The 25,383-nt window shown below is 35.9% G+C and carries 20 protein-coding genes, 1 pseudogene and 1 riboswitch; of the genes and pseudogenes, 9 read left to right on the top strand and 12 right to left on the bottom strand.

The window, feature by feature from the left end; translation table 11 throughout:
* Positions 1–48 precede the first annotated feature (48 nt).
* The 6 genes from rpmB (at position 49) to ACTCAF_RS03100 (ending at position 8,585) form a co-directional block, all read left to right on the top strand.
* Positions 49–240: a 50S ribosomal protein L28 gene (gene rpmB / locus ACTCAF_RS03075; protein WP_463061834.1), complete on the top strand. Its 192-nt coding sequence runs from the start codon at positions 49–51 to the stop codon at positions 238–240.
* Positions 241–349: 109 nt separating this feature from the next.
* Complete coding sequence (trkA, locus tag ACTCAF_RS03080; protein WP_463061876.1) at positions 350–1,684, top strand: Trk system potassium transporter TrkA; 1,335 nt, start codon at positions 350–352, stop codon at positions 1,682–1,684.
* A complete protein-coding gene (locus tag ACTCAF_RS03085) occupies positions 1,684–3,135 on the top strand; it encodes a TrkH family potassium uptake protein (RefSeq protein WP_463061835.1) in 1,452 nt (483 codons plus the stop codon). Before trkA ends, ACTCAF_RS03085 begins: the two co-directional genes overlap by 1 nt.
* Complete coding sequence (hypF, locus tag ACTCAF_RS03090; protein WP_463061836.1) at positions 3,135–5,351, top strand: carbamoyltransferase HypF; 2,217 nt, start codon at positions 3,135–3,137, stop codon at positions 5,349–5,351. The genes ACTCAF_RS03085 and hypF overlap by 1 nt, the downstream gene beginning before the upstream one ends.
* 124 nt (positions 5,352–5,475) lie before the next feature.
* Entirely contained in the window at positions 5,476–6,480 is a 1,005-nt protein-coding gene (locus tag ACTCAF_RS03095; RefSeq protein ID WP_463061837.1) for a TAXI family TRAP transporter solute-binding subunit, read from the top strand.
* Between the two features lie 50 nt (positions 6,481–6,530).
* Positions 6,531–8,585, top strand: coding sequence for a TRAP transporter permease (locus ACTCAF_RS03100; RefSeq protein WP_463061838.1), 2,055 nt, complete (start codon positions 6,531–6,533; stop codon positions 8,583–8,585).
* On the opposite strand, the gene ACTCAF_RS03105 is transcribed toward ACTCAF_RS03100, so the two are convergent.
* The 4 genes from ACTCAF_RS03105 to ACTCAF_RS03120 are packed head-to-tail and all read right to left on the bottom strand — an operon-like array spanning position 8,582 to position 13,205.
* Positions 8,582–10,141 carry an NFACT RNA binding domain-containing protein gene (locus tag ACTCAF_RS03105; protein ID WP_463061877.1) on the bottom strand — a complete coding sequence of 520 codons (1,560 nt, stop codon included), beginning with the start codon at positions 10,139–10,141 and terminating at the stop codon, positions 8,582–8,584. The two genes, ACTCAF_RS03100 and ACTCAF_RS03105, sit on opposite strands and share 4 nt — an antisense overlap.
* A complete protein-coding gene (locus ACTCAF_RS03110) occupies positions 10,141–11,199 on the bottom strand; it encodes a type IV pilus twitching motility protein PilT (protein WP_463061839.1) in 1,059 nt (352 codons plus the stop codon). The genes ACTCAF_RS03105 and ACTCAF_RS03110 overlap by 1 nt, the downstream gene beginning before the upstream one ends.
* Complete coding sequence (locus ACTCAF_RS03115) at positions 11,192–12,187, bottom strand: GspE/PulE/PilB domain-containing protein (RefSeq protein ID WP_463061840.1); 996 nt, start codon at positions 12,185–12,187, stop codon at positions 11,192–11,194. Before ACTCAF_RS03115 ends, ACTCAF_RS03110 begins: the two co-directional genes overlap by 8 nt.
* Positions 12,180–13,205 carry a tetratricopeptide repeat protein gene (locus ACTCAF_RS03120; protein WP_463061841.1) on the bottom strand — a complete coding sequence of 342 codons (1,026 nt, stop codon included), beginning with the start codon at positions 13,203–13,205 and terminating at the stop codon, positions 12,180–12,182. The genes ACTCAF_RS03115 and ACTCAF_RS03120 overlap by 8 nt, the downstream gene beginning before the upstream one ends.
* Before the next feature lie 110 nt (positions 13,206–13,315).
* Positions 13,316–13,529, top strand: a riboswitch (cobalamin riboswitch).
* 75 nt (positions 13,530–13,604) lie between these two features.
* Between ACTCAF_RS03120 and ACTCAF_RS03125 the strand changes: the two are divergent.
* The 3 genes and pseudogenes from ACTCAF_RS03125 to coaE all read left to right on the top strand — a co-directional run bounded on the left by ACTCAF_RS03125 (position 13,605) and on the right by coaE (position 17,202).
* A pseudogene (locus ACTCAF_RS03125) lies at positions 13,605–15,828 on the top strand (ribonucleoside triphosphate reductase).
* Positions 15,800–16,489, top strand: a complete 690-nt coding sequence (locus ACTCAF_RS03130; RefSeq protein WP_463061842.1) for an anaerobic ribonucleoside-triphosphate reductase activating protein — start codon at positions 15,800–15,802, stop codon at positions 16,487–16,489. The pseudogene ACTCAF_RS03125 and the gene ACTCAF_RS03130 overlap by 29 nt, the downstream one beginning before the upstream one ends.
* A gap of 74 nt (positions 16,490–16,563) precedes the next feature.
* Positions 16,564–17,202, top strand: a complete 639-nt coding sequence (gene coaE, locus ACTCAF_RS03135; protein ID WP_463061843.1) for a dephospho-CoA kinase — start codon at positions 16,564–16,566, stop codon at positions 17,200–17,202.
* Positions 17,203–17,227: 25 nt separating this feature from the next.
* On the opposite strand, the gene htpG is transcribed toward coaE, so the two are convergent.
* The 8 genes from htpG to ACTCAF_RS03175 all read right to left on the bottom strand — a co-directional run bounded on the left by htpG (position 17,228) and on the right by ACTCAF_RS03175 (position 25,281).
* Positions 17,228–19,084: a molecular chaperone HtpG gene (htpG, locus tag ACTCAF_RS03140; RefSeq protein ID WP_463061844.1), complete on the bottom strand. Its 1,857-nt coding sequence runs from the start codon at positions 19,082–19,084 to the stop codon at positions 17,228–17,230.
* A gap of 10 nt (positions 19,085–19,094) precedes the next feature.
* Positions 19,095–19,814 carry an ATP-dependent sacrificial sulfur transferase LarE gene (gene larE, locus ACTCAF_RS03145; protein ID WP_463061845.1) on the bottom strand — a complete coding sequence of 240 codons (720 nt, stop codon included), beginning with the start codon at positions 19,812–19,814 and terminating at the stop codon, positions 19,095–19,097.
* A complete protein-coding gene (gene mnmA, locus ACTCAF_RS03150) occupies positions 19,798–20,829 on the bottom strand; it encodes a tRNA 2-thiouridine(34) synthase MnmA (protein ID WP_463061846.1) in 1,032 nt (343 codons plus the stop codon). Before mnmA ends, larE begins: the two co-directional genes overlap by 17 nt.
* Before the next feature lie 114 nt (positions 20,830–20,943).
* Positions 20,944–21,528: a D-glycero-alpha-D-manno-heptose-1,7-bisphosphate 7-phosphatase gene (locus ACTCAF_RS03155; protein ID WP_463061847.1), complete on the bottom strand. Its 585-nt coding sequence runs from the start codon at positions 21,526–21,528 to the stop codon at positions 20,944–20,946.
* Positions 21,491–22,387 carry a lysophospholipid acyltransferase family protein gene (locus ACTCAF_RS03160; RefSeq protein ID WP_463061848.1) on the bottom strand — a complete coding sequence of 299 codons (897 nt, stop codon included), beginning with the start codon at positions 22,385–22,387 and terminating at the stop codon, positions 21,491–21,493. Before ACTCAF_RS03160 ends, ACTCAF_RS03155 begins: the two co-directional genes overlap by 38 nt.
* Complete coding sequence (locus tag ACTCAF_RS03165; RefSeq protein WP_463061849.1) at positions 22,371–23,579, bottom strand: 3-deoxy-D-manno-octulosonic acid transferase; 1,209 nt, start codon at positions 23,577–23,579, stop codon at positions 22,371–22,373. The genes ACTCAF_RS03160 and ACTCAF_RS03165 overlap by 17 nt, the downstream gene beginning before the upstream one ends.
* Positions 23,554–24,183, bottom strand: a complete 630-nt coding sequence (locus tag ACTCAF_RS03170; RefSeq protein WP_463061850.1) for a lysophospholipid acyltransferase family protein — start codon at positions 24,181–24,183, stop codon at positions 23,554–23,556. Before ACTCAF_RS03170 ends, ACTCAF_RS03165 begins: the two co-directional genes overlap by 26 nt.
* Positions 24,184–24,189: 6 nt before the next feature.
* Entirely contained in the window at positions 24,190–25,281 is a 1,092-nt protein-coding gene (locus tag ACTCAF_RS03175) for a DegT/DnrJ/EryC1/StrS family aminotransferase (RefSeq protein WP_463061851.1), read from the bottom strand.
* Positions 25,282–25,383: the final 102 nt, after the last annotated feature.

Genomic DNA, 25,383 nt, shown 5'->3' on the forward strand with positions numbered 1-25,383 from the left:
AGCATCCAGGCTTCTTAAAATCAAGAATTATGTAGGAGGACCTTAAAAATGGCTAGAAAGTGTGATATTTGTGGAAAGGGCCCCATGTTTGGAAATACAATAAGCCACGCTCACAATGTTACTAAAAGGGTGTTTTACCCTAATGTTCACAGAATGAGGGTAGTGGAATCTGACGGTTCAATTGTCAGAAAAAAAGTTTGTACCAAATGTCTTAAGGCCGGAAAAGTTAAAAAAGCATAATATGCCTGCTTTGCCGCAGGCGTCTTTCTCTTCAAAAAAATATTTTATATTTCTTTTTAATAGTGTATAATAGCCTAACTTTTAAACATTCAGGTGCTATTTGAGAGTAGTGATTGTCGGAGCAGGTGAAGTCGGCTACAATATTGCCGAACAGCTTATCCTTGAAAAGAAAGATGTTATCCTTGTCGAAAAAGATTCAGAACGCGCCAAAAAAACGGCAAATCATCTTGACTGCCTTGTTTTGACCGGGGAAGGGACGAATATTGATACTCTGAAAAAAGCAGGGATTGAAGGGGCAGATATCTTCATTAGCGTTACAAACTCTGATGAAATAAATATGATATCTTGCTTTATAGTGGCAAATGAATTCAACGTTCCTGTAAAGCTTGCCAGGGTAAGAAATCTCGAATATGAAAAAACAAGGATGTTTAGCAAGGCAAAAATAGGTATTGATTACGCTGTCAATCCTGAGCTTGAGGCCGCTAAATCCATTGTAAAAACTGTCGAGCATGGCGCCACAACCGATGTATTTTCTTTTGAAGATATGGATGTCCAGTTCAGGGACGTGTTTGTGGATGAAGAGTGTGATCTTGAAGGGAAAAGCATAAAAGATATTAGAAAAACTGTTTCGGGCGATTTTCTTGTTGCCGGGATTTTAAGGGATGATGAGATAATAATACCGGATGGTAATACAGAGGTAAAAAATGGTGACCATTTATTTACTGTAGGGACAAAAAAGGCTATCTATCAATTTTTGCAAAAAAGCGGAATCAGGACAAAAAGGATAAAAAATATTTTGATTGTTGGCGGTGGCAATATAGGCAGTAAAGTGGCAAATTCCCTTACTTTAAGAGGGAGGTCTGTTACGGTGGTGGATAATAATTATGATGTTTGCAAGGATCTGGCGGAAAAGTATCCGGAAATCACCGTACTGCATGGAGATATTTCAGATGATTCTATCTTTGAAGATGAAGGGCTTGATGAGCATGACCTGATTATCACTACTACCGACAATGAAGAACTGAATATTTTGACGGCTGTATATGCAAAAACATTGGGTGTTAAAAGGGCTATTGCCCTTGTAAACAAATCAAACTATCTGAAGGTGTCAAGAAATCTGGGTATTGATGCTACAATAAGTCCAAAAATAAGCTCTGCAAGTGCTGTATTGAGGTTTATCAGAAGAGGGAATATTAAGGCTGTCCATACAATTTTTGACGGAAGGGCTGAGGCGATAGAGTTTAAAGTATCATCGGACAGTTCGATTGCAAATAAGGCGGTAAAGGATTTAAATTTGCCGGAAAAGTGCCTTATAGTAGCTGTTAACAGAAATTATGAGGATTTTATCCCTGACGGAAATTTTGAAATAAAGTCGGGGGATAATGTTATAATATTTGCTAAAAAGGAATCAATCGAAAAACTTGAAGAGTCCGTTATAGTCTGATGCAACTTTTGAGCGTAATCAGAATAATCTCCATTTTGATGATAGTCCTTATAATTTTCATGATTTTTCCTGCCGGTATTGCACTTTTTTATGGAGAATATAATGTAGCGATTGCTTTTTTGAAAACCATAATAGTTATCGGAGTTATATCTGTATTTTTCCTTAAAATGCTTCCAGGCAAAGAAAAGCAGAATTTAAGAGTTAAGGACGGGTTTTTGTTTGTCACATTGAGCTGGATTGTAGCTTCATTGATTGGTGCATTCCCTTTTTATTTAAGTGGTGAAATAAATAGTTTTACGGATGCTTTTTTTGAGACTGCATCAGGTTTTACAACAACAGGTGCTTCAATACTTAGTGAAATAGAAACAATGTCAAAGTCTGCGCTTTTCTGGAGAGCACTTACGCACTGGCTTGGAGGTATGGGGATTGTTGTGCTTACTGTTGCTATCTTGCCGATATTGGGTATCGGAGGGCTACAACTTGTAAAAGCCGAAGCACCAGGACCTACAGTGGACAAGCTTTCTCCAAGAATTGCAGAGACTGCAAAGATTTTGTGGATGATTTATGTGGGGCTTACGCTTGCGCAAACAGCACTGTTAATGTTTGGAGGACTTAGCTTTTTTGATGCTATTACCCATGCTTTTGCTACAATGGCAACGGGCGGATTTTCAACAAAGAATGCCAGTGTAATGGGGTTTCAATCTGCGTATGTAGAGATTGTTATTACAATTTTTATGTTTCTTGCTGGGATTAACTTTGCGATACATTTCAGGTTTCTTACCGGAAAGTTCAGGTTTGTGTTCAAAGACAGCGAGCTTAGAGCATATGTTGTTATATTTGTAGTCACATCACTTTTGATAGCTTCAAATCTTTATAAAAACTACTATCCAACAATTTATGAAAGTTTAAGACATGCTTTTTTTCAGGCGGCTACAATTATAACCACCACAGGTTTTGCTTCTGCTGATTACGAAAAATGGCCTTATTTCTCTCAAGTTGTTCTTTTTATCCTGATGTTTGTGGGAGGTTGTACAGGCTCTACCGGCGGCGGTGTGAAGGTGCTGAGAGTCATTACCCTATTGAAACAGGGGTTAAACGAAATGAAATACCTTCTTCACCCAAGGGGGGTTTTTATTTTGAAAATTTCCGGCAACACTATCAAAAAAGATATTGTTTATGCCATATCGGGCTTTTTCTTCCTCTATATTTTCACTATTCTTACTGTTACCTTGATAGTTTCGTTTTCCGGTCATGATATTATAACTTCTCTTACCACCGCGCTTGCTACGGTGGGAAATATAGGTCCTGGTTTTGGAAAAGTCGGTCCCACAGAAAACTATGCTTTTTATTCTGATTTTATAAAATGGGTGTTGAGTTTTGCAATGATTGCAGGAAGGCTTGAAATTTATACCTTCCTTGTGATATTTTTTCCATATTTCTGGAAAAGATAATGGGATTCAAGATACTTCTAAGAGGAATTGTCCAGGGAGTTGGTTTCAGACCATTTATATACAATCTTGCTTTGAAAAATGGGTTGAAAGGCTATGTTGAAAACAGCTCTGATGGGGTTGAAATATTTGTAGATGGTGAAACTTCTGCTGAAGGTTTTCTTGATGAGATTTTGAGCAATTTACCCCCTCTGGCATATGTGATAGACTACAGTGTTGAAGAAGATGTTACTTTAGATGAGCATATAGAAAGGTTTTATATAAAAAAATCCAGGCAAACCGCCGGGATTACCTTTGTATCACCGGATACCGCAATATGCAGCGACTGTAAAGAAGAGCTTTTTGATGAAAAACACCACAAATATATGTATCCATTTATAAATTGTACCAACTGCGGTCCAAGATATTCCATAATGGAAAATATCCCTTATGATAGAAGCAACACTTCTATGAAATATTTCAAGATGTGCAGTGTCTGTCAATCTGAATATGATGAGCCTGAAAACAGGAGATTCCACGCTCAGCCGAATGCTTGCAATGTTTGTGGCCCCAAGGTGTATTTTAAGGATTTAAGTGGAAAAAAACTTATAGAAATTGCGCGAAAATATCTTAACGATGGCAAAATAATTGGTGTCAAGGGGATTGGTGGCTATCACATTATGTGTGATGCTATGAGGCATGAGGCTGTTTCAAGGTTGAGGGATTTCAAAAGTAGAAAATTCAAACCATTTGCATTGATGATAAAAGATAAAAATACCCTTATGAAATATAATATTAACTTAAGCCTGGAAGAGGAAAAATTGTTTGAAAGTAAAATTGCTCCAATTATTATCAAGGAAATTGATGACAACAGATTTTTCCATATAAACCCACTTGGGAAAAACATAGGGATAATGAAAGCTTACACGCCGCTTCATCTTCTTCTCTTCGATGGATTCAAAGGTGATTTCCTTATTGCAACAAGCGGGAATATCAAGGATGAGCCTATCGCCATTGATGAAAAAACAGCAGAAGAACGACTTTCGGTATGCGAATTGTTTTTGCATAATGACAGAGAGATAGTAAATAGGGTAGACGACTCTCTGGTTAGATTTGTGAATGAAAAACCTTATATGTTAAGGAGAAGCAGAGGTTATGCCCCGCTTCCGGTTGTAATCAGAAATAGATTGCAAAAAGAGATTGTAGGTCTTGGCGCACATTTAAAAAGTTCGATATGTTTTGTAAAGAATGATTATGCTTTTATAAGTCAGTATATCGGTGACCTTGAAAACTATGAGGCGCAAAATTTTTACGAAGAAGTTTATGAGCGTATGAAAAGGCTTTTCAGACTTAACCCTGCGGTTGCAATAACCGACTTGCACCCTGACTTTTTTTCTACAAAATTTGCCAAAAGGCTGAAAATCCCAACCTTTGAGGTGCAACATCATATTGCTCATATGTATGCAAATATGGCTGAAAATAGTTTGACGGATAATGTTATCGGTATAGTTTTTGACGGTACCGGGCTTGGAGACGATGGCAAGATATGGGGTGGAGAAGTTTTTGTGGTTAAAGAGGGGAAAACAAAAAGGGAAATCCATCTTGAATATACTCCGTTGATTGGTGGAGAGTCGGCAATCAAAAATCCGTATAGAATGTTTTTATCGTATATTGTACATTTTGGTATTGATAACGCTGAAATAGACGAAAAATATCTGAAAGAATATGAACTGATCAAGAAGGTTATAAAAAATAATGTAAACATTGTTGAAACATCAAGCATGGGGAGATTTTTTGAAGCAATAGGAGCTTATCTTCTTGGTATAGAGCAAAATGAGTTTGAAGCGCATTCTGCAATAGCGCTTGAAGGGTTATGTGTAGATGGATATGATGAATCATATGAAGCCCATATTTTGGATGGCGAAATAAAGGTAAAAAAAATTGTTGAGAATATAATCAGCGATTTTAAAAATGGCGAGGATATTGGTAAAATTACAACGAAATTTCACAATACAGTTGCCGATTTAATTTTTCGTAGCGCTATTAAAATGAAGGAAAAATATAATATTAACCGAGTATCTCTTTCAGGCGGGGTATTTCAAAACATTTTTCTGCTTAGAAAAACAGTGAATTTGTTTAAAAAGAATGGATTTGAAGTTTTTTTGCATAAAAATGTTCCATCCAATGACGGTTGTATATCTTTAGGGCAGGTTTATTTTTATATTCTTAACAATAGATGAGCTTTTACAGCCCATAAGATGAGCGGATTTGGCTCACCTTTGGTTTGAGTCCCAATAAATTCAGTATATATTTCTGGCATGGTTTTTTCTTTAATATATTTACATTTTAAAAGGAGGAATGTGTATGTTGAAAAAAGTTTTGTCTCTTATTTTGGTGTTTGCTTTTACTTTAGCAGTTGGAGTCAGCAAGGCAAAAGCTGATGATCAGAAACTTATTATTGCCACAGCTACCACCGGTGGCACATTTTACCCTGTTGGGGTTGCTATTGGTACTCTTTTAAGTATCAAGCTTGCAAGCTCTGACAAGATAACAGCAACAGCAATTAACTCAGCAGGCTCAGGAGAAAATATCCAGATGCTTAACAACAAAGAAGCTGACCTTGCTATTTTGCAGGCACTTTTTGGGCTTAACGCCTATAATGGCACCGGTCCATATGAAGGTAAGCCGGTCAAATCATTCAGGTCTATTACAATGTTGTGGAAAAATGTAGAACACTTTCCTGTTCTTGCAAAATATGTCAAGACAGGTACAATTATTGATCTGAAAGATTTTCCAAAGAAATTTTCTATAGGTAAAAGAGGTAGCGGTACAGAAGGTTCAGGAAGGGCAATTTTATCAGCTGTAGGGATTGATCCTGACTCACTTGATCTTGAATATTTGGGATATAACCCTTCTGTTCAGGCGATGATGGATAATCGTATAGGTGGGGCAAATATTCCTGCCGGTGTACCTGTATCAGCAATTACGCAACTTTATGCGCAAATGGGTGCTGACAAAGTAAAAGTGCTTGATTTTACAGATGAGCAGCTTAAGCAGATCAGAGCAAAATATCCTATATGGCTAAGGTATGTAATCCCTGCAGGAACATATCCAGGGCAAAAAGAGGATATCAAAACTATTGCTCAGCCAAACTTTTTGGCTGTAAGAGAAGACTTGCCTGAGGATGTAGTATACAAAATCACAAAGACAATTTATGAAAACCTTCCATTTTTGAACAATATTCATAAGGCAACAACAGCAATGAATATCAAGGAAGCCCTTGATGGACTTCCAGTACCACTTCACCCAGGTGCAGTAAAATATTATAAAGAGGTCGGTCTTGATATTCCTCAGGAGCTTTTGAAGTAATTTATAATGGGGGCTTTGCCCCCCATATATTTCATTTATAAGGAGAGACCATGTTCTTTTTCAAAAAAAAGACCCAAGAAGAGATTGATACAAAAGGTGTTGAAAAGGATGCAAGCGGTGAGGCGATAACTGTACAGAGGGTATTTGAAGGCAGACAGCAGCAGTTTTTATATATTGTCGGCATTTGTATGTCTCTTTTTCATTTGTGGATCAACACGATAGGTATTATGCCCGAGATACAGAGAAATGCTATTCATTTTAGTTTTGTTCTGTTTATGGGATATTTGATTTATCCTGTAAATATGAAACTTGCAAACAAGACATTGAAACTTGATTATGTGATTGCCACATTGGCATTTTTGGTGGGACTTTATCTGGTATTTTTTGAAGATGCTCTTCATGCGAGAAATGAAATACCGACTACAGTTGACTTGATTGCAGCAGGTATTGCCATTATTTTGATGTTAGAGATTACGAGAAGGACTTCAGGCTGGCTTATACCTGTACTTGCTATAATATTTATTTCCTACTCGCTATTTTTAGGGAAAATAATCCCCGGTCTTTGGAATTTTCCGGGTGTTACTATAGAAAGGTTACTATACAGGATGTATTTTGCACCGGATGGACTCTTTGGGACTATTGCAACGATATCATCAACTTTTGTGTTTTTGTTTGTGCTTTTTGCCGCTTTTCTGATTAAATCAGGAGCGGGAGAATTTATTATAAAACTTGCCGTGTCTCTTATGGGACATACTACCGGTGGGCCGGCAAAGATGGCGGTCTTTGCGAGCGGGCTTATGGGGTCTGTTTCCGGTAGCGCGGTGGCAAATACCGTTGGTACAGGCTCAATAACCATTCCTATGATGAAAAAGATTGGCTTCAGTCCCAAATTTGCAGGCGGAGTTGAAGCAGCTGCAAGTACGGGAGGTCAGTTAATGCCGCCTATAATGGGCGCTGGTGCGTTTATTATGGCACAGTGGACACAAATTTCTTATCTTAAAATAGTTGCAGTTTCTTTTATCCCGGCAATAATGTATTTCTTGAGTGTGGCTTTTTTTATTCACCTTCGGGCAAAAAAGCGTGGTATAAAGCCACTGCCAAAAGATGAGTTGCCAAAGTTTCGCGAAGTTATAAAAGAAGGGTGGAACTTTTTTATTCCAATAGCTGTATTGATGGGGCTTTTGATAAAAGGTTACACGCCGACCTATGCAGCATCAATGGGAATTTTATCAATAATTGTTTCAAGCTGGTTTAATCCAAGGACAAGGATGGGCTTTAAGGACATTTTGGATTCCTTGTATCTTGGGGCAAAAAATATGGTGACCACCGGAGTCATTCTTCTTTGCTCAGGAATTATTGTAGGTATAGTTCTTATGGTTGGTATGGGCGTAAAATTTTCCATGATGATAACGGCAATAGCTGGAGATAGTGTCTTCATAACTATTGTTTTGATAGCGCTTGCTTCACTTATTTTGGGTATGGGTTTGCCTGTAACTGCCTCATATATTGTTTTGGCAGTATTGGCTGCTCCTTCTCTTGTGTCCCTGATGATGAAGGATTATCTGATTGCCAATTTCGGACTTACACCTGAGATGGCTCTTGATCCCAATATTGTTCAGCAAATGACTGCCCTTGTCCCTCCGGATGTGGCTATGGGTGCACTTCTTGCTTCACATCTTTTGATATTCTGGTATTCTCAGGATGCAAATGTCACTCCACCTGTATGTCTTGCAGCCTATTCAGCAGCCGGGATTGCAGGCAGTAAGCCTCTTGAGACAGGGCTTGAGTCGTGGAAGCTTGCAAAAGGTCTGTATATTATTCCACTGATGTTTATTTATGAGCCTGCCATATTATTTCAAGGTCCGCTTATTACTACTATTGAAAATATTGTTACCGGTACAATTGGTCTATTTACGTTTGCAGTATTTTTTGAAGGTTATTTTGTCAGAAAGTTAAACTGGCCTGAAAGGATAATAATAGGTATATCTTCATGGCTTTTGTTCTGGCCGGAGACGATTTCAAATATTGCAGGAATAATAATTACAATTATAATGTGGTTGTATTTAAAAAAGACTAAAAACAGGTACGAACAAGCAGAATCTTAAAGACCAATTTTTATAGCCTCTTCAACTGTGAGTGGCTCAGCCAGTATAGTTTTGAAATTTGAATAGATTACAAAGCCCTCCTTTGAGCCGGGGGGCTTTTTCACATATTTCTTAAAGGTATAGTCTATATTCACTTTTTTATCATCCTTTGCCTTGCTAAAATAAGCTGTGATTCTTGCTGCGAAAAGCAAAACGTTTTCAGGGACTTCTTCATTTGTGATATTTTTTATGACAATATGTGCTGACGGGATTTTTTGTGCGTGCATCCAAACGTCATTTGATGAGGCAATGTGAAAAACGAGCTCGTGATTTGATTTGCTGTTTTTACCTATAAGAATATCAAATCCTTGAAAATGAACCTTTTTTATCTTTTCAATGATTTCCTTCTTTTTTATGTTTTTTTTATCGGGAAAATATGTCTGATAAATTATTTCAAGCTCATTTTTTGATGCAGTTTCTATATTGAATTCTTCTTCCGTCAATTCAAGAATTTTTAATTTAACTTCCTCAATACGTCTTTTTATGTGTTCAATACTTCTTTTTAATTTTTTATACCGTTCAAACAGTTTATTGATTGTTTCATCAAGATTTGATATATTGTCAACGTTGATTATTTTTTCGGTTTCTCCGGTTTCGGTATATTCATAGACCAGTACATCCCTTTTGGAGTTTTTCAGCAGGTGATAATTGTTTTTCAAAAGCTCCGCCTCTTTTTTGTAATCATCATATTTGAGCGCATTTTTTAGCTCAGCTTCAAGCTTTTCAAGAAGGGCCTTTTCTTTTTTTATTTTTTTTGAAATCAGCAGCAAAAGTCTGTTTCTTAAATATGTATGCTTTTCGTTGTGTGTTTTTGCAATAGGACGAAAATCATGAATATTACATTTAATAAGGTTGTCTTTTATAGCAAATGGATAAAACTTTCCATTTGAGTCTATGTAAAGGGAATCATTATCAAGATCTTTCTTTAAAATATTCAGGCCTTTTTCAAAGCCATAATGTTCAAATATATGATTTGCATATTTTGCCGTAGGTGGATAAAAGCCTTCTACATCTTCAAATGATTTGAAGCTACTTGCATTCAGGTTGTCAATTGTCATTGCCTTGTTTCTTTTAAAATAACAATAAACAGAGCCTATTGAAATATCTCTGTCCTTATCTGCATTTTTATCATTAAGTTTAAATAAAATTTTCCTATCTTCATTCAGAATAAAAAGGTTTGAATTGCTTCCGATAAATTCGCAGACAATATAAAAAGTTTCAAGTTTGCCACTTTGTTTTCTGCTGATAATTTCAAATTCAAGTATTCTGTCGTATCCCCTTTGCTTTACACTTTTTATTACTCTGTTTTTGTGAAAATATTCAATTTTACCAAGCTTTGGTGCATCAAACCCAAAAAGTATCAGATTCCTGTTGAAATCAAGAAAGATAGTTTCTTTTTTCTCTTTATAAATATCAAGAAGTATCCCACCATCGCTGAAATATACAGCATTAAGCTGGCAGGGGATATATTTTTTTTGTATATATCGTTGAATTTTGAATAATGACAATCCGTCCATCAACTATTTAAAAAACGCTCAAAGGATTTTTTGTCATTAGCCTTGAGATACGCTTCTTCAGGGCTTATAATCTTTTTCATAAGAAAGTCCATTATTGACTGATCCATAAGCTGCATTCCATCCCCTTTCCCGGTTTGTATCATAGAAGGGATTTGAAATGTTTTCCCTTCTCTGATAAGGTTTGCAATCGCGCTGTTTACAAACAAAATCTCCAGTGCAGCTACGCGTCCCGGTTTGTCAATTCTTTTTAACAATTGTTGAGATATAACACCTTTTAAAGATTCAGAAAGCATAGTTCTGATCTGGGCCTGCTGACCTGCGGGGAACGCATCTATTATCCTGTCAACTGTTTTTGCAGCAGAGTTTGTGTGAAGTGTGCCAAATACAAGATGACCTGTTTCAGCGGCAGTTATTGCAAGTTCAATGGTTTCCAGATCCCTCATTTCCCCTACAAGAATGACGTCAGGGTCTTCTCTTAAGGCTGCCCGCAGAGCCGAACTGAATGATTCCGTATGGGTTGAGACCTCCCGGTGATTTACCAGGCACTGTTTATTTACATGTACAAACTCAACAGGGTCTTCAATTGTCAGAATATGATCTTTTCTTGTTGAATTTATATAGTCTATCATTGCAGCAAGTGTTGTGGATTTGCCGCTTCCTGTTGGACCTGTTACAAGGACTAACCCTCTTGAAAGCTTTGTAAACCTCAAAATACTTTCTGGCAGTCCCAGATCCTGAGCTGACAGTATTTTGGAAGGTATTATTCTAAATACTGCCCCAAGCCCCCTTTTCTGGTAAAAATAATTTGCCCTAAATCTTGCAAGACCCGGCATTTCGTAGGCAAAATCGAGATCTTTCTTTTCAAGAAAGCGCTTCTTTTGTTCTTCGGTTATTATTTCAAAAAGGAGCATTTTAAGAATATCATTTGTAAGCTCCTGATATTTTATCTCTTCAAGCTCACCATGTTTTCTAACCTTTGGCTTGCATCCGGCACTCAAATGCAAGTCGCTTGCATCATTTTCAATCATATATTTGAAGAAAGCATCTATTTTAGCCATTTTTCACCTCGAAAGTATAGCCCAGATTGTTGCACTCGTCGCACTTGCTTCCGCTGCAAATTTTACATTTTGTGCAGGCCAGATAGTTTTCCGGTAGCTTTTCGTGCAGATTGTCGATTACATTAATTGCATCTTTAAATTCTGAATATTTTTTGAAGGATATATACGCATAACCTGGCACAGGGTAATCGGATTGAAAAACAGGCAGGTTGCCTGCATATTTCGTATCGGTAAAAATTGGGAATTTGTCAGGGTAAATTCCAAATTCATTGATAAATGATATGTCTTTTGTTTCGATTACCGGGTAAATTTGTATTAAAAAACCACTATCATAATTAAAATTTTCATAAAAAAAGCCGTGCTCTAAATTTTCAAAATATTTGAATATATCTTCAACGGTGATATTACCAGGGTCAATCTCGGTATATGTCTGCATGGTGAATGTTCCAAAAATGTTTATTGTAAGCTTGCCTCTGAAAATAAAATCGAGGCGGTAAAATGAAGTTTTTGTTAGTTTCTTGAGCAGATTTTCGATAACTTCGTTTATTTCACCCAGAAAAACGTTTTGAAGTGATTTTAGTTTTTGCAAAATATCTTTTGATGAGCATGCGGAAACAGATATATCTTTTCCTGTAAACTCTTTGAGTTTATTTATTGCTTCACTATTAAAAGGGTCGTTTGTGGCCACAGATAATAAATCAGCAGTTTCATAAAGAGGAATTATCCTGTTATTTACAAGAAAGTCTCTGGAAAACTTTTTTATCAAATCATTGTCAAGCTTAATATCCCTTAAAAATATAAAGGGAATATCCAGCTGTTTGCTAATAAGATACTGAATATCTTCTTCGGTTACTTTTCCAAGCTCTACTAAAATTTCCCCAATCCTTTTTTTGTTTCCTTGATGCTGGATGTTTAGCGCCTCGGTAAGGTCACTTTGCGTTATTAGATTATACTCAATGAGCAGGTCACCTAAATTCTTTTTACTCATTTTCATCTCCAAAAGGTTCGCCACTGCCAAATTGTTCGTCATATTCACTTAATATTTCATCGCACAGTTCATAACTTTTTTGGGCGGCGATGTAATTTACCTGTTGCATAAGTTTATTGAGCTTGTCTTTACTCACTTTATAGCTGTTTAAAATTATATTTCGCATATTTTCATCTTCACCTATGCAAACAGATATATTATATTCTATCACGGCAGCAAGCAGTTTGGGATTAAAATATTCAAATTTTTCTTTGTTTAAAAAGATAAGAAATTCGGCTGCCTTTTCTATTTCAAATTTAAAATAACCGCGAAGCGACATCCCTTCCACTATCATCCTGAGAGCCGAAGTATATATTTGTGGCATAAAATTTATTCTGTGAATGTTTTTAAAGAAAATATCCTTTTTGTAATCGCGGTAGTTTCTTTCAAGTTCATTTATTTCATATAAAGTATCTTCAGCAATAAAATTGTCAGGAAAGTTGCCAAGGGCAACAAATATTACTTTCTTTGCATTTTCAAAATTCCCTTTTGAAACGTAAGCCATTGCAAGGTCGGCAAAGCTTTGTGGCTCAAGTTTTTTTTGTTTCAACAATTTTTTGTAGATTATTTCAGCCTTTTCGTCATGTCCTGACAGCACGTAACTCCACATAAGCTGTATAAGGATATTGACATTTTGTGGATGATTTTTAAGGTTAATGTTAATCAGCTTATTTGCCATTTTTGTGTTTTGTTCAAACATGTAAACATTAGCCAGATTGTAGTTTGCATCAAAATTGGTTGGGTTGAGTTTTAAAGCTGTATTAAAATATCTTTTTGCTGCAGTAAACTGTCCCGTCAGATAGCGAATTTTGCCAAGCAGTGAGTAAAATGATGCCCTTGTCTTGTTGTCATAGCTGGTATTTGCAAGCATTCTTTTTACCATTTTTTCAGCTATGTCAAATTCATATTCGGAGATTAAAAATTCAATTTTTTGAAAAAGCTTTTTTGAAAAACTGTTTTTTATCTTTTGTGTATTCATGAGATTTGTTTTATAGAAAAAAATGGTTTTGTCAAATTGAAGTTTGCAATAAATTTTGGCTCATTGTGTAGAATGGGTAATCCAAATCTATAATCATACATTCTTCATTTTTTATTCATTTTAAATTTGACAACAAGACATCTGTGCATTAAAATTGGATTACTGTGGAAGTCCGGTGTAAATCCGGCGCTGTCCCCGCAACTGTAAGCTGGACGAAAGCCATTTTGGCCACTGCCTGACTCTTGAAGATAAGAGAAGAGGTGGGAAGGCCGGCAAGTAGGATGAAGGTAAGCCAGGATACACAGTCAAAATAAAACTACGGAGGATAGTAATCATGAATATAGTCCTATCTATTTTTTAACCAGAGTCTAACATATTAACTAATTTATGGAGTGAGTTATGAATATCAAAGTTATTAAACGTGATGGTAGATTTGTGCATTTTGATGGCGAAAGGATAGCAAATGCCATTTTTAAGGCCGCAAAAGCTGTTGGTGGAGAAAATAGAAGCATTGCTGCAAGTCTTACTCAGTCAATAGTTGAGAAAATAGTTGAAAAATATGGTGCAATTGGTTCGGTAACAGTGGAGCAGATTCAGGATATAGTGGAAAAAGAGTTGATTGAAAATGGACATGCAAAGACTGCAAAGGCTTATATCCTTTATCGTAAACAAAGAGCTGATATTCGTGAGATAAAGCAGACTTTTGAAGAAGTTGAAAATATGCTTGATGAGTATCTTAAGGGGTCTGACTGGAGAATTAAGGAAAACAGCAATACAACTTATTCCCTGCAAGGGCTGAATAATTTTATAGCGTCAACTGTCACTGCAAAATACTGGTTGAATAAAATTTATAATGAAAAAATTAAAAACTCTCATGTGAATGGTGATTTTCATATTCATGACCTTGGCTCGTTGTCCGTTTATTGTTGTGGTTGGGACTTAAGAGACCTTCTTCTAAGAGGTTTTGGCGGAGTTATGGGAAAGGTAGAAAGTGCTCCACCAAAGCATTTCAGGACTGCGCTGGGGCAAATAGTAAACTTTTTTTATACATTGCAGGGGGAAGCAGCAGGTGCGCAAGCCTTTGCCAACTTTGACACCTTGCTTGCACCATATGTTGCCTTTGATAATCTCGAGTATCAAGAAGTAAAGCAGTGTATGCAGGAGTTCATATTTAATCTAAATGTTCCGACAAGGGTGGGCTTTCAGACTCCGTTTACCAACCTTACCTTTGATTTGACCGTACCTTATATTTATAAAAATGAGGCAGTTGTGCATGGTGGCAAAATTATGGATTATGTATATGGTGAGTTTCAAAATGAGATGGATATGATTAATAGGGCATTTATAGAAATTATGACAATGGGAGATGCAAAAGGGAGAATATTTACATTTCCGATACCAACATACAATATTTCAAAAGAATTTGATTGGTCAAATGAAGTCATAGATGAGCTTATGGCTATGACGGGGAAGTATGGTATCCCTTATTTTGCAAATTTTGTAAATAGTGATATGTCCCCTGAAGATGCAAGGAGTATGTGTTGCAGGTTGAGACTTGATAACAGGGAGCTGAGGAAAAGAGGTGGCGGGCTTTTTGGAGCTAACCCTCTCACAGGTTCGATCGGGGTTGTAACCATAAACCTGCCAAGAATCGGTTTTTTAGCTGAAGATGAGGAGGATTATTTTAATAGACTATCAGAATTAATGGAAACAGCAAGACAGTCACTTTTTATAAAACGGAAAGCGCTTGAAAACTACACTGAAAATGCTCTTTATCCTTATTCAAGAGTGTATCTTGAAGATGTAAAAAGGCACACAGGCGAGTACTGGAAGAATCATTTCAACACAATTGGTATAATAGGAATGCATGAATCTCTTGTTAATTTTATTGGGGTAGGGATTACTGATGACGAGGGGCTTGAATTTGCTGAGAAGGTGTTGAAATTTATGAATGAGCAACTGGTACGATTCCAGGAGGAAGATGGAATGTTGTACAACCTGGAAGCCACCCCTGCCGAAGGGACAAGTTATAGGCTTGCCATAAAGGATAAAGAGCTTTACCCTCAAATATATACTTCAGGTAGAGAAAAACCGTACTATACCAACTCAACCCAGTTGCCGGTTAATTCTAATTTAAGCCTTTTTTCAGCATTGGAGCATCAGGACAGATTACAGACGCTTTACACAGGGGGTACAGTTTTTCACACATTTATTGGCGAGTCGATTGATGATTTTGGCTCGGTTAAGGAGCTTGTAAGAGAAATTGCCTATAGTTTCAGGCTTCCATATTTTACAATAACGCCCACCTTCTCAGTTTGTCCCGTGCATGGTTATTTGAAAGGTGAGCACAGATTTTGCCCTAAATGTAAAGAAGAGCGAACAAACGAAATTTTGGCTGAAATAAATGTTTTAAAGGAAAAAATAAGGGGGTGATAAGATGAGTATCGAAAAGAGAATCAAGGAGCTGGAAAATGAGCTTAAAAATGTAAAAGGCTCAAAATGTGAGGTCTACAGCAGGATCGTTGGTTATCACAGACCTGTGGACAACTGGAACGAATCGAAGCAGGAAGAATTTAGCGACAGAATGACTTTCGATGTTAAAACTTCAGATAGCAGGATTTGAACCTGTATCGTTAAATAATTTTACCGGTAAAGTTGCCTGCACCGTGTTTACATCTGGCTGCAATTTGCGGTGCAGGTACTGTCATAATAGAGAGCTGGTTGTGAGTACTGCCTCTAACATTGATTTGGATGAGCTGAAAAAAAGAATAATTGCGTGCGGGTTGAAAAATATTGTAATCACCGGCGGTGAGCCTATGCTACAAAGAGGGTTAGAAGATTTTTTAATATGGCTCAAGAACTTAAAAATGGTTATCAAAATTGATACAAACGGAACATTTCCTCATAAGCTTGAGAAGCTGATAAATAGTTCACTTATTGACTATGTGGCAATTGATATTAAAGGTTTTTCTGAAGAGGATTTTAAGTTTATTACAAGAAAGGACGGTTTTTATAAAGTCTTTGATAGTATTTCTATAACAAAAAAATATAAATTACCTTTTGAATTAAGATACACAATGTGGAAAATTCCTGAAATGCATAATGTTAAAATGTTTTTAAGAGATGCCGGGCTTAAAAGCGATGACTGTATTTATCTTCAAAAAATGATAAAAAGTGAGTCAAATCTTGATAAAAGATTTTATCCCCAGATTACTGAAAACGAGGTATACAGGTTTAGAGAGGCTCTCAGTGAATATTTGTCAGTTTACTTGAGAGGATTTTGAAATTTTTTGTGTAAAGTCTTGATTTGGCAAACAAAAGATATTAATTAATTGTACTTAAAACAAAGGATTTTTTTATGTATATAGGTCTTACCGGAAATATTGCCAGCGGGAAGAGCACTGTTGCTAAAATGTTTGAAGAGCTTGGCTGTTACACTATTGATGCCGATGAAATCAGCAGGATTGTTATGCGAAAAGGAGAGACTGCATATTTTGGGCTGGTTAAAGAATTTTCCGAAAAGATTCTTGACAAAGAGGGGAACATAGACAGGGGGAAATTAAAGGGGATAGTTTTCAATAATCCTCAAAAAAAAGAGCTTCTTGAAAAGATAGTGCATCCTGCAATTTTAAATTATGAAAAAAAACTTGTTTCAAACATTAAAGGCAAAGATGATAAGGCTATTATTCTAACTCAGGCAGCTTTGATTATCGAAAAGGGTACATATCGTCGATTTGATGCAATAATGGTGGTATATGTGGATGAGAAGACCCAGTTTGAGCGTCTTTTAAAAAGGGATGAGATAGATGTAGAGCTTGCAAAAAAGATAATAAAATCGCAAATGCCGGTCGAAGAAAAAATCAAATATGCCGATTTTATTATTGATAACAGTAGAGATATTTCCTACACAAAAGCTGAAGTAGAAAGAGTGTATGAGGCAATAAAAATTTACAAATATTGTGAAAGGCAATTGAAAAAGACCATAAAATCAAAATAAAAACGGCCCTCGATTTTAGGGCCGGCTAAATATTTTTCTCCATAAATTCTGAGATTTTTGTTGCAAAATTTACCGGGTCAACCGGTTTTTCACCATCCATTATTAATGCAAGGTCGTATATTAATTTTGAATATTCGTTGACTTTTGTGCTTTTTGGGTCGACTTCGTAGAGAGATTTAACCTTTTTCATTACGGGGTGTTCAAGGTTTATTTCGAGGATTTTCTTTGAATCAAAAGCTGTCTGCCCCATAGATTCCAAGATTCTCTTCATTGTTTCGTCCATTTCATTTTCATCCCCTACAAGGCAACAGAGGGAGTTTTTTAATCTGACACCGGCTTTGACATCTTTTACATAATCCTTTAAATCTTCTTTTATCTTCTCAAGCAACCCTTTATACTCTTTTTCTTTGGTTTCCTTTTCTTTCTTAAGGTTTTCATCAATTTCAATATCACCTTTCAAGATAGACTTAACCTTTTTCTTCTTAAACTCCATCAAAGAATTCATTATGATGCCGTCTATTTCATCGGTGAGGAAAATCACATCGATATTATTTTCTTTAAAGTATTCAAGATGTGGGGATATTTTTATTTCATCTACACTTTCCCCTGTAATATAGTAGATTTCTTTCTGATTTTCAGGCATATTTTCAATATAAATGTTGAAATCAATTTTTTTGTCCTGATTTTTTAATGAGTTAAATATGAGTAATTCGGCAATCTCTTCTTTTCTCGAAAAATCAAAATGTATCCCTTCCTTCAGGATGTTTCCAAATTCGCTATAAAATTTTTCATACTTTTCAAAATTATTTTTTTTCAGCTCTTCAAGTTTAGACAATACTTTTTTTGTAATATTGTTTTTAATCTGGGTTACAACTCTGTTGTTTTGGAGCATTTCTCTTGAAACGTTGAGAGGAAGGTCATTTGACTCCACAACCCCCTTAACAAATCTCAAATAAGGCTCAATAAGTTCCTCGCAGGCATCCATAATCTGTACTTTTTTTACATAGAGACTTGGACCCATTTTGTAATCTTTGTAATAAATATCAAAAGGTTTTTTTGAAGGGATATACAAAAGTGCAGTAAATTCAAGTGTACCTTCAGCTTTGAAGTGGATATAGTCAAGTGGGTCGTTGAAATCGTGTGAGATATGCTTGTAAAATTCTTTGTATTCTTCATCCTTTATGTCAGATTTGTCCTTCATCCAGATAGCCTTTCTGGAATTGAGAGTTTCTTCTTCTATCTTTTTATCTTTTTCTACATCCATTACAATGGGGTATTCGATATAATCAGAATATTTCTTTACAATACTTTTTATCTTCCATTCATCAAGATACTCTTCTGCATCATTTTTAAGGTATAAGATTATGTCAGTCCCGTTGGCATCTCTTGCAGTTTCTTCAATTTCATAATTACCATCAGCTTTTGAAGTCCATTTATAGGCGCTGTTTTCACCGGCTTTTTTTGTTACAACATCTATTTTTTCAGCCACCATAAATGCAGAGTAAAAGCCTACGCCAAATTGACCCACAAGGTTTAAGTCGCCCGTTTCCTTAACTTTTTTTACCATCTCCATAAATTCTTTTGTGCCAGACTTCGCAATTGTGCCTATGTTATTAATAAGGTCATCTTTTGACATTCCAATACCATTATCAGAAATAGTCAGAGTCTTTTTATCCTTGTCGGGAATAATTTTGATTTTAAAATCGTTTGATGAAAGTTTTACCTGATTGGTAAGGCTTAAATATCTTGCCTTATCAATAGCATCAGAGGCGTTTGATATAAGCTCTCTTAAAAATATGTCCTTATTGGAGTAAAGTGAATTGATTACAAGATTTAACAGCTCTTTTACTTCTGCCTTGAATTCAAATTTTTCTATTGTCATCTGCTCCTCCTTAATAATTGATTTTTATCTGTTTGTCAGCGTAGTGCAATTTAATTATTTTGCTCAAAAATTCAAGGTCAGATTTTTTTAAAGAGACTTTATTTTTGAATTCAACTGATATATTCTCTGACACCCTCACCCTTATTCCGGGGTACCTATACCTTAAAATATCCTCAATCTTTTCAACTTTTAGCATATCTTCAAAGTTTATCATTTTGTTTACTATTCTGGTTGCAGCACAGGACTCGACGTTAAAATATATTTTTTTAAATGATGATTTTGCAATGTGAAGGGAGTCCTTTTTTGAAATGCCCAGTTCTTTGAGGGGGGAAAAAACGTTAAATTCTTTAATGGCCTTCATCCCTGGGCGATAATCGTTCAGATCGTCAATATTTGTTCCGTCAAAAATTGCATCGAAGCCTTCTGTTTTTCTGATGTTTTCAATGGATTTTAATATTTCGTGTTTACAGTAATAACACCTCAAATCGTCATTTTTTAAAAAATCCGCACTGTATTGGACAGTAAAAGGCTTCCAGTTTATGTTTAAACTGTCTGCGATTTTTCTTGCATTTTCTATTTCGTAGCCAAACACATGGGGATTGACACAGGTTACTGCAAGTATGTTTTCAGGAGTAATAAATTGTGAAGAAAGTTGCAGTACGGCAGCACTATCAGCGCCGCCGCTAAGTGCTACTATGACTTTATTGAATTTTTTAAAAAAAGTCTTCAATGAATCCGCCTCCAAGAAGGATATCCCCTTCATAAATACCGGCAATTTGACCTGGAGCAGGAAATGACTGAGGTTCATCAAAAAGGAGAAATGCCCTGTTTTCAGGGTGTATTTCCACAAGACAGTCTGCCTCTTTCATGCGATATCTGAGTTTCGCTTTTGCTTTGAAGATTTTTTTGTCTGTTTGAAACACCGTGTCCTTAAGTTTAACCCCTTTCACATTTCCACCATCCTTTCTGCATAACTCTATATCGTTTGTCTTAGGGTCTAATTTCTTCACATACAAAGGTTCATGATATGAAAGTCCAAGCCCCTTTCTTTGGCCCACAGTGTAAAGCTCTATCCCCTCATGTCGTCCTAATATTCTCCCTTCAAATATAAAATTTCCTTTTTTGAAATTGTTTTGATTTATTTTTGATTTCAGATAATCTCTATAGTCCCCGCCTTCAAGAAAACACACTTCCTGACTGTCTTTTTTATTGTGTACGCTGAGTCCGTATTTTTGTGCAAGGTTTCTGGTTGTAATTTTGTCAATTTCACCCAAAGGGAATTCTATTTTCTCTATCTGATAATTTTCCAGTAAAGTAAGGTAGTATGATTGATCTTTTTTCCTGTCGAGCCCCTTTGCAATGTAATATTTACCATCGGTATAAACTTTTCTTGCATAATGCCCTGTGACAATTTTTGTCGCATCATACTTTAGCATTTCATTGTGCAGAAAGTTAAACTTTCCAAATCTGTTGCAGAAGGCACATGGATTTGGTGTTTTTCCTTTTCTGTAAGTACTTATAAAATAGTTTATAATATCTCTTTTAAAATCCTCGCTATAATCTGCCATGTACCACTTTATGCCTATTTCCTGAGCCATTTTCTCTGCATCTGTCAGGTATTTTTCCTGCCCTTCAAAAAGCTTTAATGTGATTCCTATAACTTCATAGCCTTTTTCTTTCATAAGGTATGCCGAAAGTGAGCTGTCTACACCTCCGCTCATCGCCACAACTACTCTTTCTTTCATGGTTGCTCCAAAAATATATTTATAAGGTAGGTTTTTCTTATTATATTCAAATGCAAAAGTCAAACATTAAATGCGGAATAAATATCATAAAAATTATGATATTTATGATAATAATCAGATTTTTCCGGATAAAATGCTTAAAACCGCAGTGAGCAGGTTATCAGTAATTAGCCCCGGCTTGAGCTTCCATTTTGAATAATCGTTTGCTATCTCCCCTTCACCGTATCCCGTTTTAACCATAATTGTTTTGCATTTAGCGTTTATGCCCATCTGAATATCCGTGTATTTGTCGCCAATCATGAACATATTTGAAGTGTCTACAGGGAGCAATTTTATTGCATCATCAATCATTTTTGTTTTCGGTTTTCTGCAATCACAGTCAATATTGTAGGCGGGAATTTTTGAACCTTTGTAATGTGGGCAGTAAAATATCCCGTCTATATCCGTACCATTTTTTTGCAAAATTACCCTCATTTTGTTGTGAACTTGGGACAAGAAGTCTTCGGTAAAAATTCCTCTTGCTATGCCCGCCTGGTTGGTAATAATTACCACAAGGTAGCCATTGTCTTTTAGAAGCTTTATTGCCTGAGGGGCAAAAGGGTACATTTCAAAGTTTTTAAGACTGTTTATATATCCGGCATCTTTATTTATTGTACCATCCCTATCTATAAATACTGTAGGTCTCTTCTTGATTGTCATCCTTTTTCACCCTTTTAAATCTTTTATGCATTAGGTACCACTGCTCTGGATATTTTTTTATAATATCTTCGTAAACTGAATTTATTTTTTCAGCAATATTTAGTATTCTTTCTCCGGGTTTTAAATTTTTGTCAGGGAAAATGGGGTCGTAACAGATAATTTTAAGTGTGTGTTTGTCAACTCTTATGCAGAAAACAGGTACTACAGGGATATTTTTTTTGGCAGATAAAATCGGTATTCCAGCTATAAAAGATGTTTTAAGGCCAAAAAAATCTACATAAATTGAATCTTTCTTGAGTGCACTGTGATCAAGCAGCGTTCCAACAATTATTTTCTTATCAACAAGTTTGGATATTTCGAATGCTATATTTCTGTGGGAAAGGTAGATGATTTTTTCATCACTTCTTAGCCTTTTTATCAAATTATCAATATTTGAATTTTTAATTTTTCTGCCAACGATGCATACAACTTTGTCAAACTTCAGGGTAAAGAGCTTTGGCACAATCTCCCATGAGCCGATATGCGCCGATACTACAAAATAAGGGCCGAATGTTTCATTTAAATTTAAAATTTTGTTTACATCATCATTGTTAATTATTACGTGTTTTTCTAAAAAACTTGTATCTATTTTTTTAATAAAAAATACTTCAAGAAATGAAGCAAAAGAATTTTTAAAACTCTCCTTTGCTACATTGTAAGGGTCTTTTATACCTATTATCTGAGCATTTTTTATGGCCACTTTTCTTCTTGACGGCAGAATATAAAAAGCAATTGTCCCCAAAATTCTTCCTAAGCTTGTAAGTGAATTATAGCTTAATTGTCTTAAAAGAATGTCTAATAAATTAATTAACACTTTCATTTTTGATAAAATCTGTAATCTCTTTTAACGGTTTTTCAGCCATTTTCCTGGTCTCAACGAGGAAATTTTCAAAGTCAGCTTCTTTATAGGTGTCAGTCATAAGATACTCAACAAGATCCTTTTCATTTTCAATTGTGGTTAAAACGTTGTATTTTGTTGCTATTTCATATATTTCTTGAAAATTCTGCATGTTTTTCCCGGCAGCAACTACCTTACTGAAAATAAGGGCCTCATAGATATTGTGCCCACCAATGTTTACGATTGAGCCGCCCACAAAAATTTTCTCTGCCTTGCTGTAAAAATTTTTCAAGATTCCGAAACTATCGATAATAATTACCTTCGTTAACTTATTTTCTGAATATTTGCTGGTTTCAAAATCAGTTGAAAAAAGGTTTACTACTTCATCTACCCTGTTTAGATGTCGGGGAGCCACAACAAGATGCGCAAATCTGTCAGCAACCTTTTTAAAGGCGTTTTTGATAATTTCTTCTTCACCTTTATGTGTGCTTGCAGCAAGGAAAAAGTTTCCGTTTAGGTTTATAGGAGCCGTGCAGGTATCGATAGATGCCTTGATATTGCCGATGTTGGATATTTTTGCAGTATTACCGATAATAGCTTCGAATCGAGCTGCATCATCCGCACTTTTTGCAAATATATGTTCAAACCTGGTTAGCAGATTTTTGAATATGGGTCTGAACAAAAGATATTTTTTGTAACTTTTTTCAGAAATTCTTGCATTTACAAGGATAAGTTTGGAATTTTGTGCTGCGGCATAAATCATGTTTGGCCAGAGTTCTGTGTCGACGATTATAAAGTATTCGGTATTGAGATATGACACAAGGTATTTGATTGCAAAATAATTTTCTATTGGAAGGAGAAAAAAGTAGCCAGCAGAAAGGTTTTTCATGGCGACCGACTTGCCGCTTGCAGTTATTGTGGATACAGCGATTTCAAAATCAGGCAATTCATTTTTTAAATGGTCAACGAGTGGTTTTACGCTCAAGACTTCCCCTACACTGGCACAGTGTATCCAGATGGTTTTTTCAGGTTTTTTGTCAAAAAGTATAAAGCCCAACCTTTCAAAATACCAGATTTCTTCTTTTCTCCTTAAAGCAATAAGATATCCAAGAGGAAAGATTATGGGAAGCAGTGCAAAAAGTAGCAAGTTATATAAAATCAGGAGAATTTTCACGGGTTAACTCTAACATATTTTTTTGTAAGTGTTCAAGAGCAAGGTCAATTTCTTTCTTTGATGTGTTTTCGTTAAGAATCAATGGATTGCCATAAAAAACTTCGATTGTTGCAAAAGGGTAAGGGAGCATAAATTTGTCCCAGCTGTTAAATCTAAAAGATCTATTTGTCTTCCATACTGTTGGGATAATTACCCTGTCTGTTATTTTGGCAAGAAATACGGCTCCGGGCTTTGCAATAAGCCTTGGTCCTTTTGGCCCATCCAGGGTGATTGCTGCGTTAAAGTTACCACTTACCATTTGTTTTTTGCAACTTATGATTGCTTTGGTGCCATTTCTTGAAGATGAGCCTCTTGATATGTTAAAACCGAATCTTTTTAGTAAAAATGCGGCTATCTGCCCATCCTTGCTTTCCGAAACTATACCGACTACCCCCTGATTTCTGTAAAGATATGCATATGGAAAAAGCTGACCGTGCCATAAAGCAAATACAATTTTTTTCCCTTTTACTTTCTCAAAATTATCAAGGCCATACTCTTTATACCTGAAAGTAAACGAGTATGCCTTGATAATAATGTATGCCAGGTAAAGCAAAATTTTGTTCATTAACCTTTAAAATGCAGTTTTCAGCGTGTTGGCTATTACAAGTATTTCTTCATCTTCAAGGTAAGGATTTATCGGCAGTGAGATAACATTTTCAGCCAGGTATTCAGCAACAGGAAGATCACCTTTTTTGTATCCTAAATCTTCAAATGCCTTTTGCAAGTGCAAAGGTACCGGATAATATATTGCAGATGCTATCCCCCCTTCTGAAAGTGCTTTCATTATATCGTTTCTCTTTTCTGTTACAATTGTATACTGATGATATACGTTTAAACCGTTTTCGGTTTCTTTTTGATATTTGACTATTTCACCGATGTATTTCCTGTAAAGATTTGCTACATTTCTCCTTTCTTTGTTAAATCTGTCAATATATTTCAGTTTTACGCTTAAGATTGCAGCCTGAATATCATCAAGTCTTGAATTAAATCCAATTATTTCGTGATAATATCTTTTGTATGAGCCGTGGTTTCGAAGTGCTATAAGTGTGTTGTAAATATTCTCATCATTGGTGGTAACAAGTCCCCCATCACCATAGCATCCAAGGTTTTTACTGGGGAAAAAGCTGAAAGCACCGGCATCACCAATGGAACCTGTTTGTTTGCCGTTGTATGTTGCACCGAAAGACTGGGCGCAATCTTCCACAACCTTTAAGTTGTGTTTTTTGGCAAAAACAATAATTTCATCCATATTTGCAGGGTTTCCAAAAAGATGAACGGGCAGTATTGCTTTTGTTTTATTTGTTATCTTTGTTTCAATAAGGTTTACATCTATATTGAATGTATCAGGGTCAACATCTACAAATACAGGGGTTGCTCCGCAATATCTTATGGCTTCCGCAGTAGCAATAAAAGTAAAGGGTGTGGTAATTACCTCGTCACCCTCTTTTATCCCAATAGCTTTCAGGGCTAAATGCAGGGCATCTGTACCGCTTGCAACACCAACCGCAAATTTACATCCAAGATATTTTGCAGCTTCTTCTTCAAATTTCTTTACATTTGGTCCTAAAATAAACATCGTACCGTTGATGGAAGAATCAACGGCTTTTTTAATTTCATCCCCTATATCGTTTAACTCCCTTTTTATGTCGAGCATTGGTATCATATTTACCTCCTTCCAGTTCAAGCTGTCCATTATATGTGATTTTTTTTATTTGTGCAATAGTTTCAGCCGAAAGTATAAAAGTAAAGCTGCAACCCATATTTG

It is taken from the genome of Deferrivibrio sp. (assembly GCF_055117995.1).

Bases quoted from the DNA above. Each gene is read 5' to 3' on its own strand.
- rpmB (WP_463061834.1), top strand. From the start codon at position 49: ATGGCTAGAAAGTGTGATATTTGTGGAAAGGGCCCCATGTTTGGAAAT.
- ACTCAF_RS03085 (WP_463061835.1), top strand. From the start codon at position 1,684: ATGCAACTTTTGAGCGTAATCAGAATAATCTCCATTTTGATGATAGTC.
- ACTCAF_RS03100 (WP_463061838.1), top strand. From the start codon at position 6,531: ATGTTCTTTTTCAAAAAAAAGACCCAAGAAGAGATTGATACAAAAGGT.
- ACTCAF_RS03155 (WP_463061847.1), bottom strand. From the start codon at position 21,528: ATGACAATCAAGAAGAGACCTACAGTATTTATAGATAGGGATGGTACA.
- hypF (WP_463061836.1), top strand. From the start codon at position 3,135: ATGGGATTCAAGATACTTCTAAGAGGAATTGTCCAGGGAGTTGGTTTC.
- ACTCAF_RS03170 (WP_463061850.1), bottom strand. From the start codon at position 24,183: ATGAACAAAATTTTGCTTTACCTGGCATACATTATTATCAAGGCATAC.
- htpG (WP_463061844.1), bottom strand. From the start codon at position 19,084: ATGACAATAGAAAAATTTGAATTCAAGGCAGAAGTAAAAGAGCTGTTA.
- ACTCAF_RS03175 (WP_463061851.1), bottom strand. From the start codon at position 25,281: ATGATACCAATGCTCGACATAAAAAGGGAGTTAAACGATATAGGGGAT.
- ACTCAF_RS03105 (WP_463061877.1), bottom strand. From the start codon at position 10,141: ATGGACGGATTGTCATTATTCAAAATTCAACGATATATACAAAAAAAA.
- ACTCAF_RS03130 (WP_463061842.1), top strand. From the start codon at position 15,800: ATGTTAAAACTTCAGATAGCAGGATTTGAACCTGTATCGTTAAATAAT.
- coaE (WP_463061843.1), top strand. From the start codon at position 16,564: ATGTATATAGGTCTTACCGGAAATATTGCCAGCGGGAAGAGCACTGTT.
- mnmA (WP_463061846.1), bottom strand. From the start codon at position 20,829: ATGAAAGAAAGAGTAGTTGTGGCGATGAGCGGAGGTGTAGACAGCTCA.
- ACTCAF_RS03110 (WP_463061839.1), bottom strand. From the start codon at position 11,199: ATGGCTAAAATAGATGCTTTCTTCAAATATATGATTGAAAATGATGCA.
- ACTCAF_RS03115 (WP_463061840.1), bottom strand. From the start codon at position 12,187: ATGAGTAAAAAGAATTTAGGTGACCTGCTCATTGAGTATAATCTAATA.
- ACTCAF_RS03095 (WP_463061837.1), top strand. From the start codon at position 5,476: ATGTTGAAAAAAGTTTTGTCTCTTATTTTGGTGTTTGCTTTTACTTTA.
- ACTCAF_RS03160 (WP_463061848.1), bottom strand. From the start codon at position 22,387: ATGAAAGTGTTAATTAATTTATTAGACATTCTTTTAAGACAATTAAGC.
- ACTCAF_RS03120 (WP_463061841.1), bottom strand. From the start codon at position 13,205: ATGAATACACAAAAGATAAAAAACAGTTTTTCAAAAAAGCTTTTTCAA.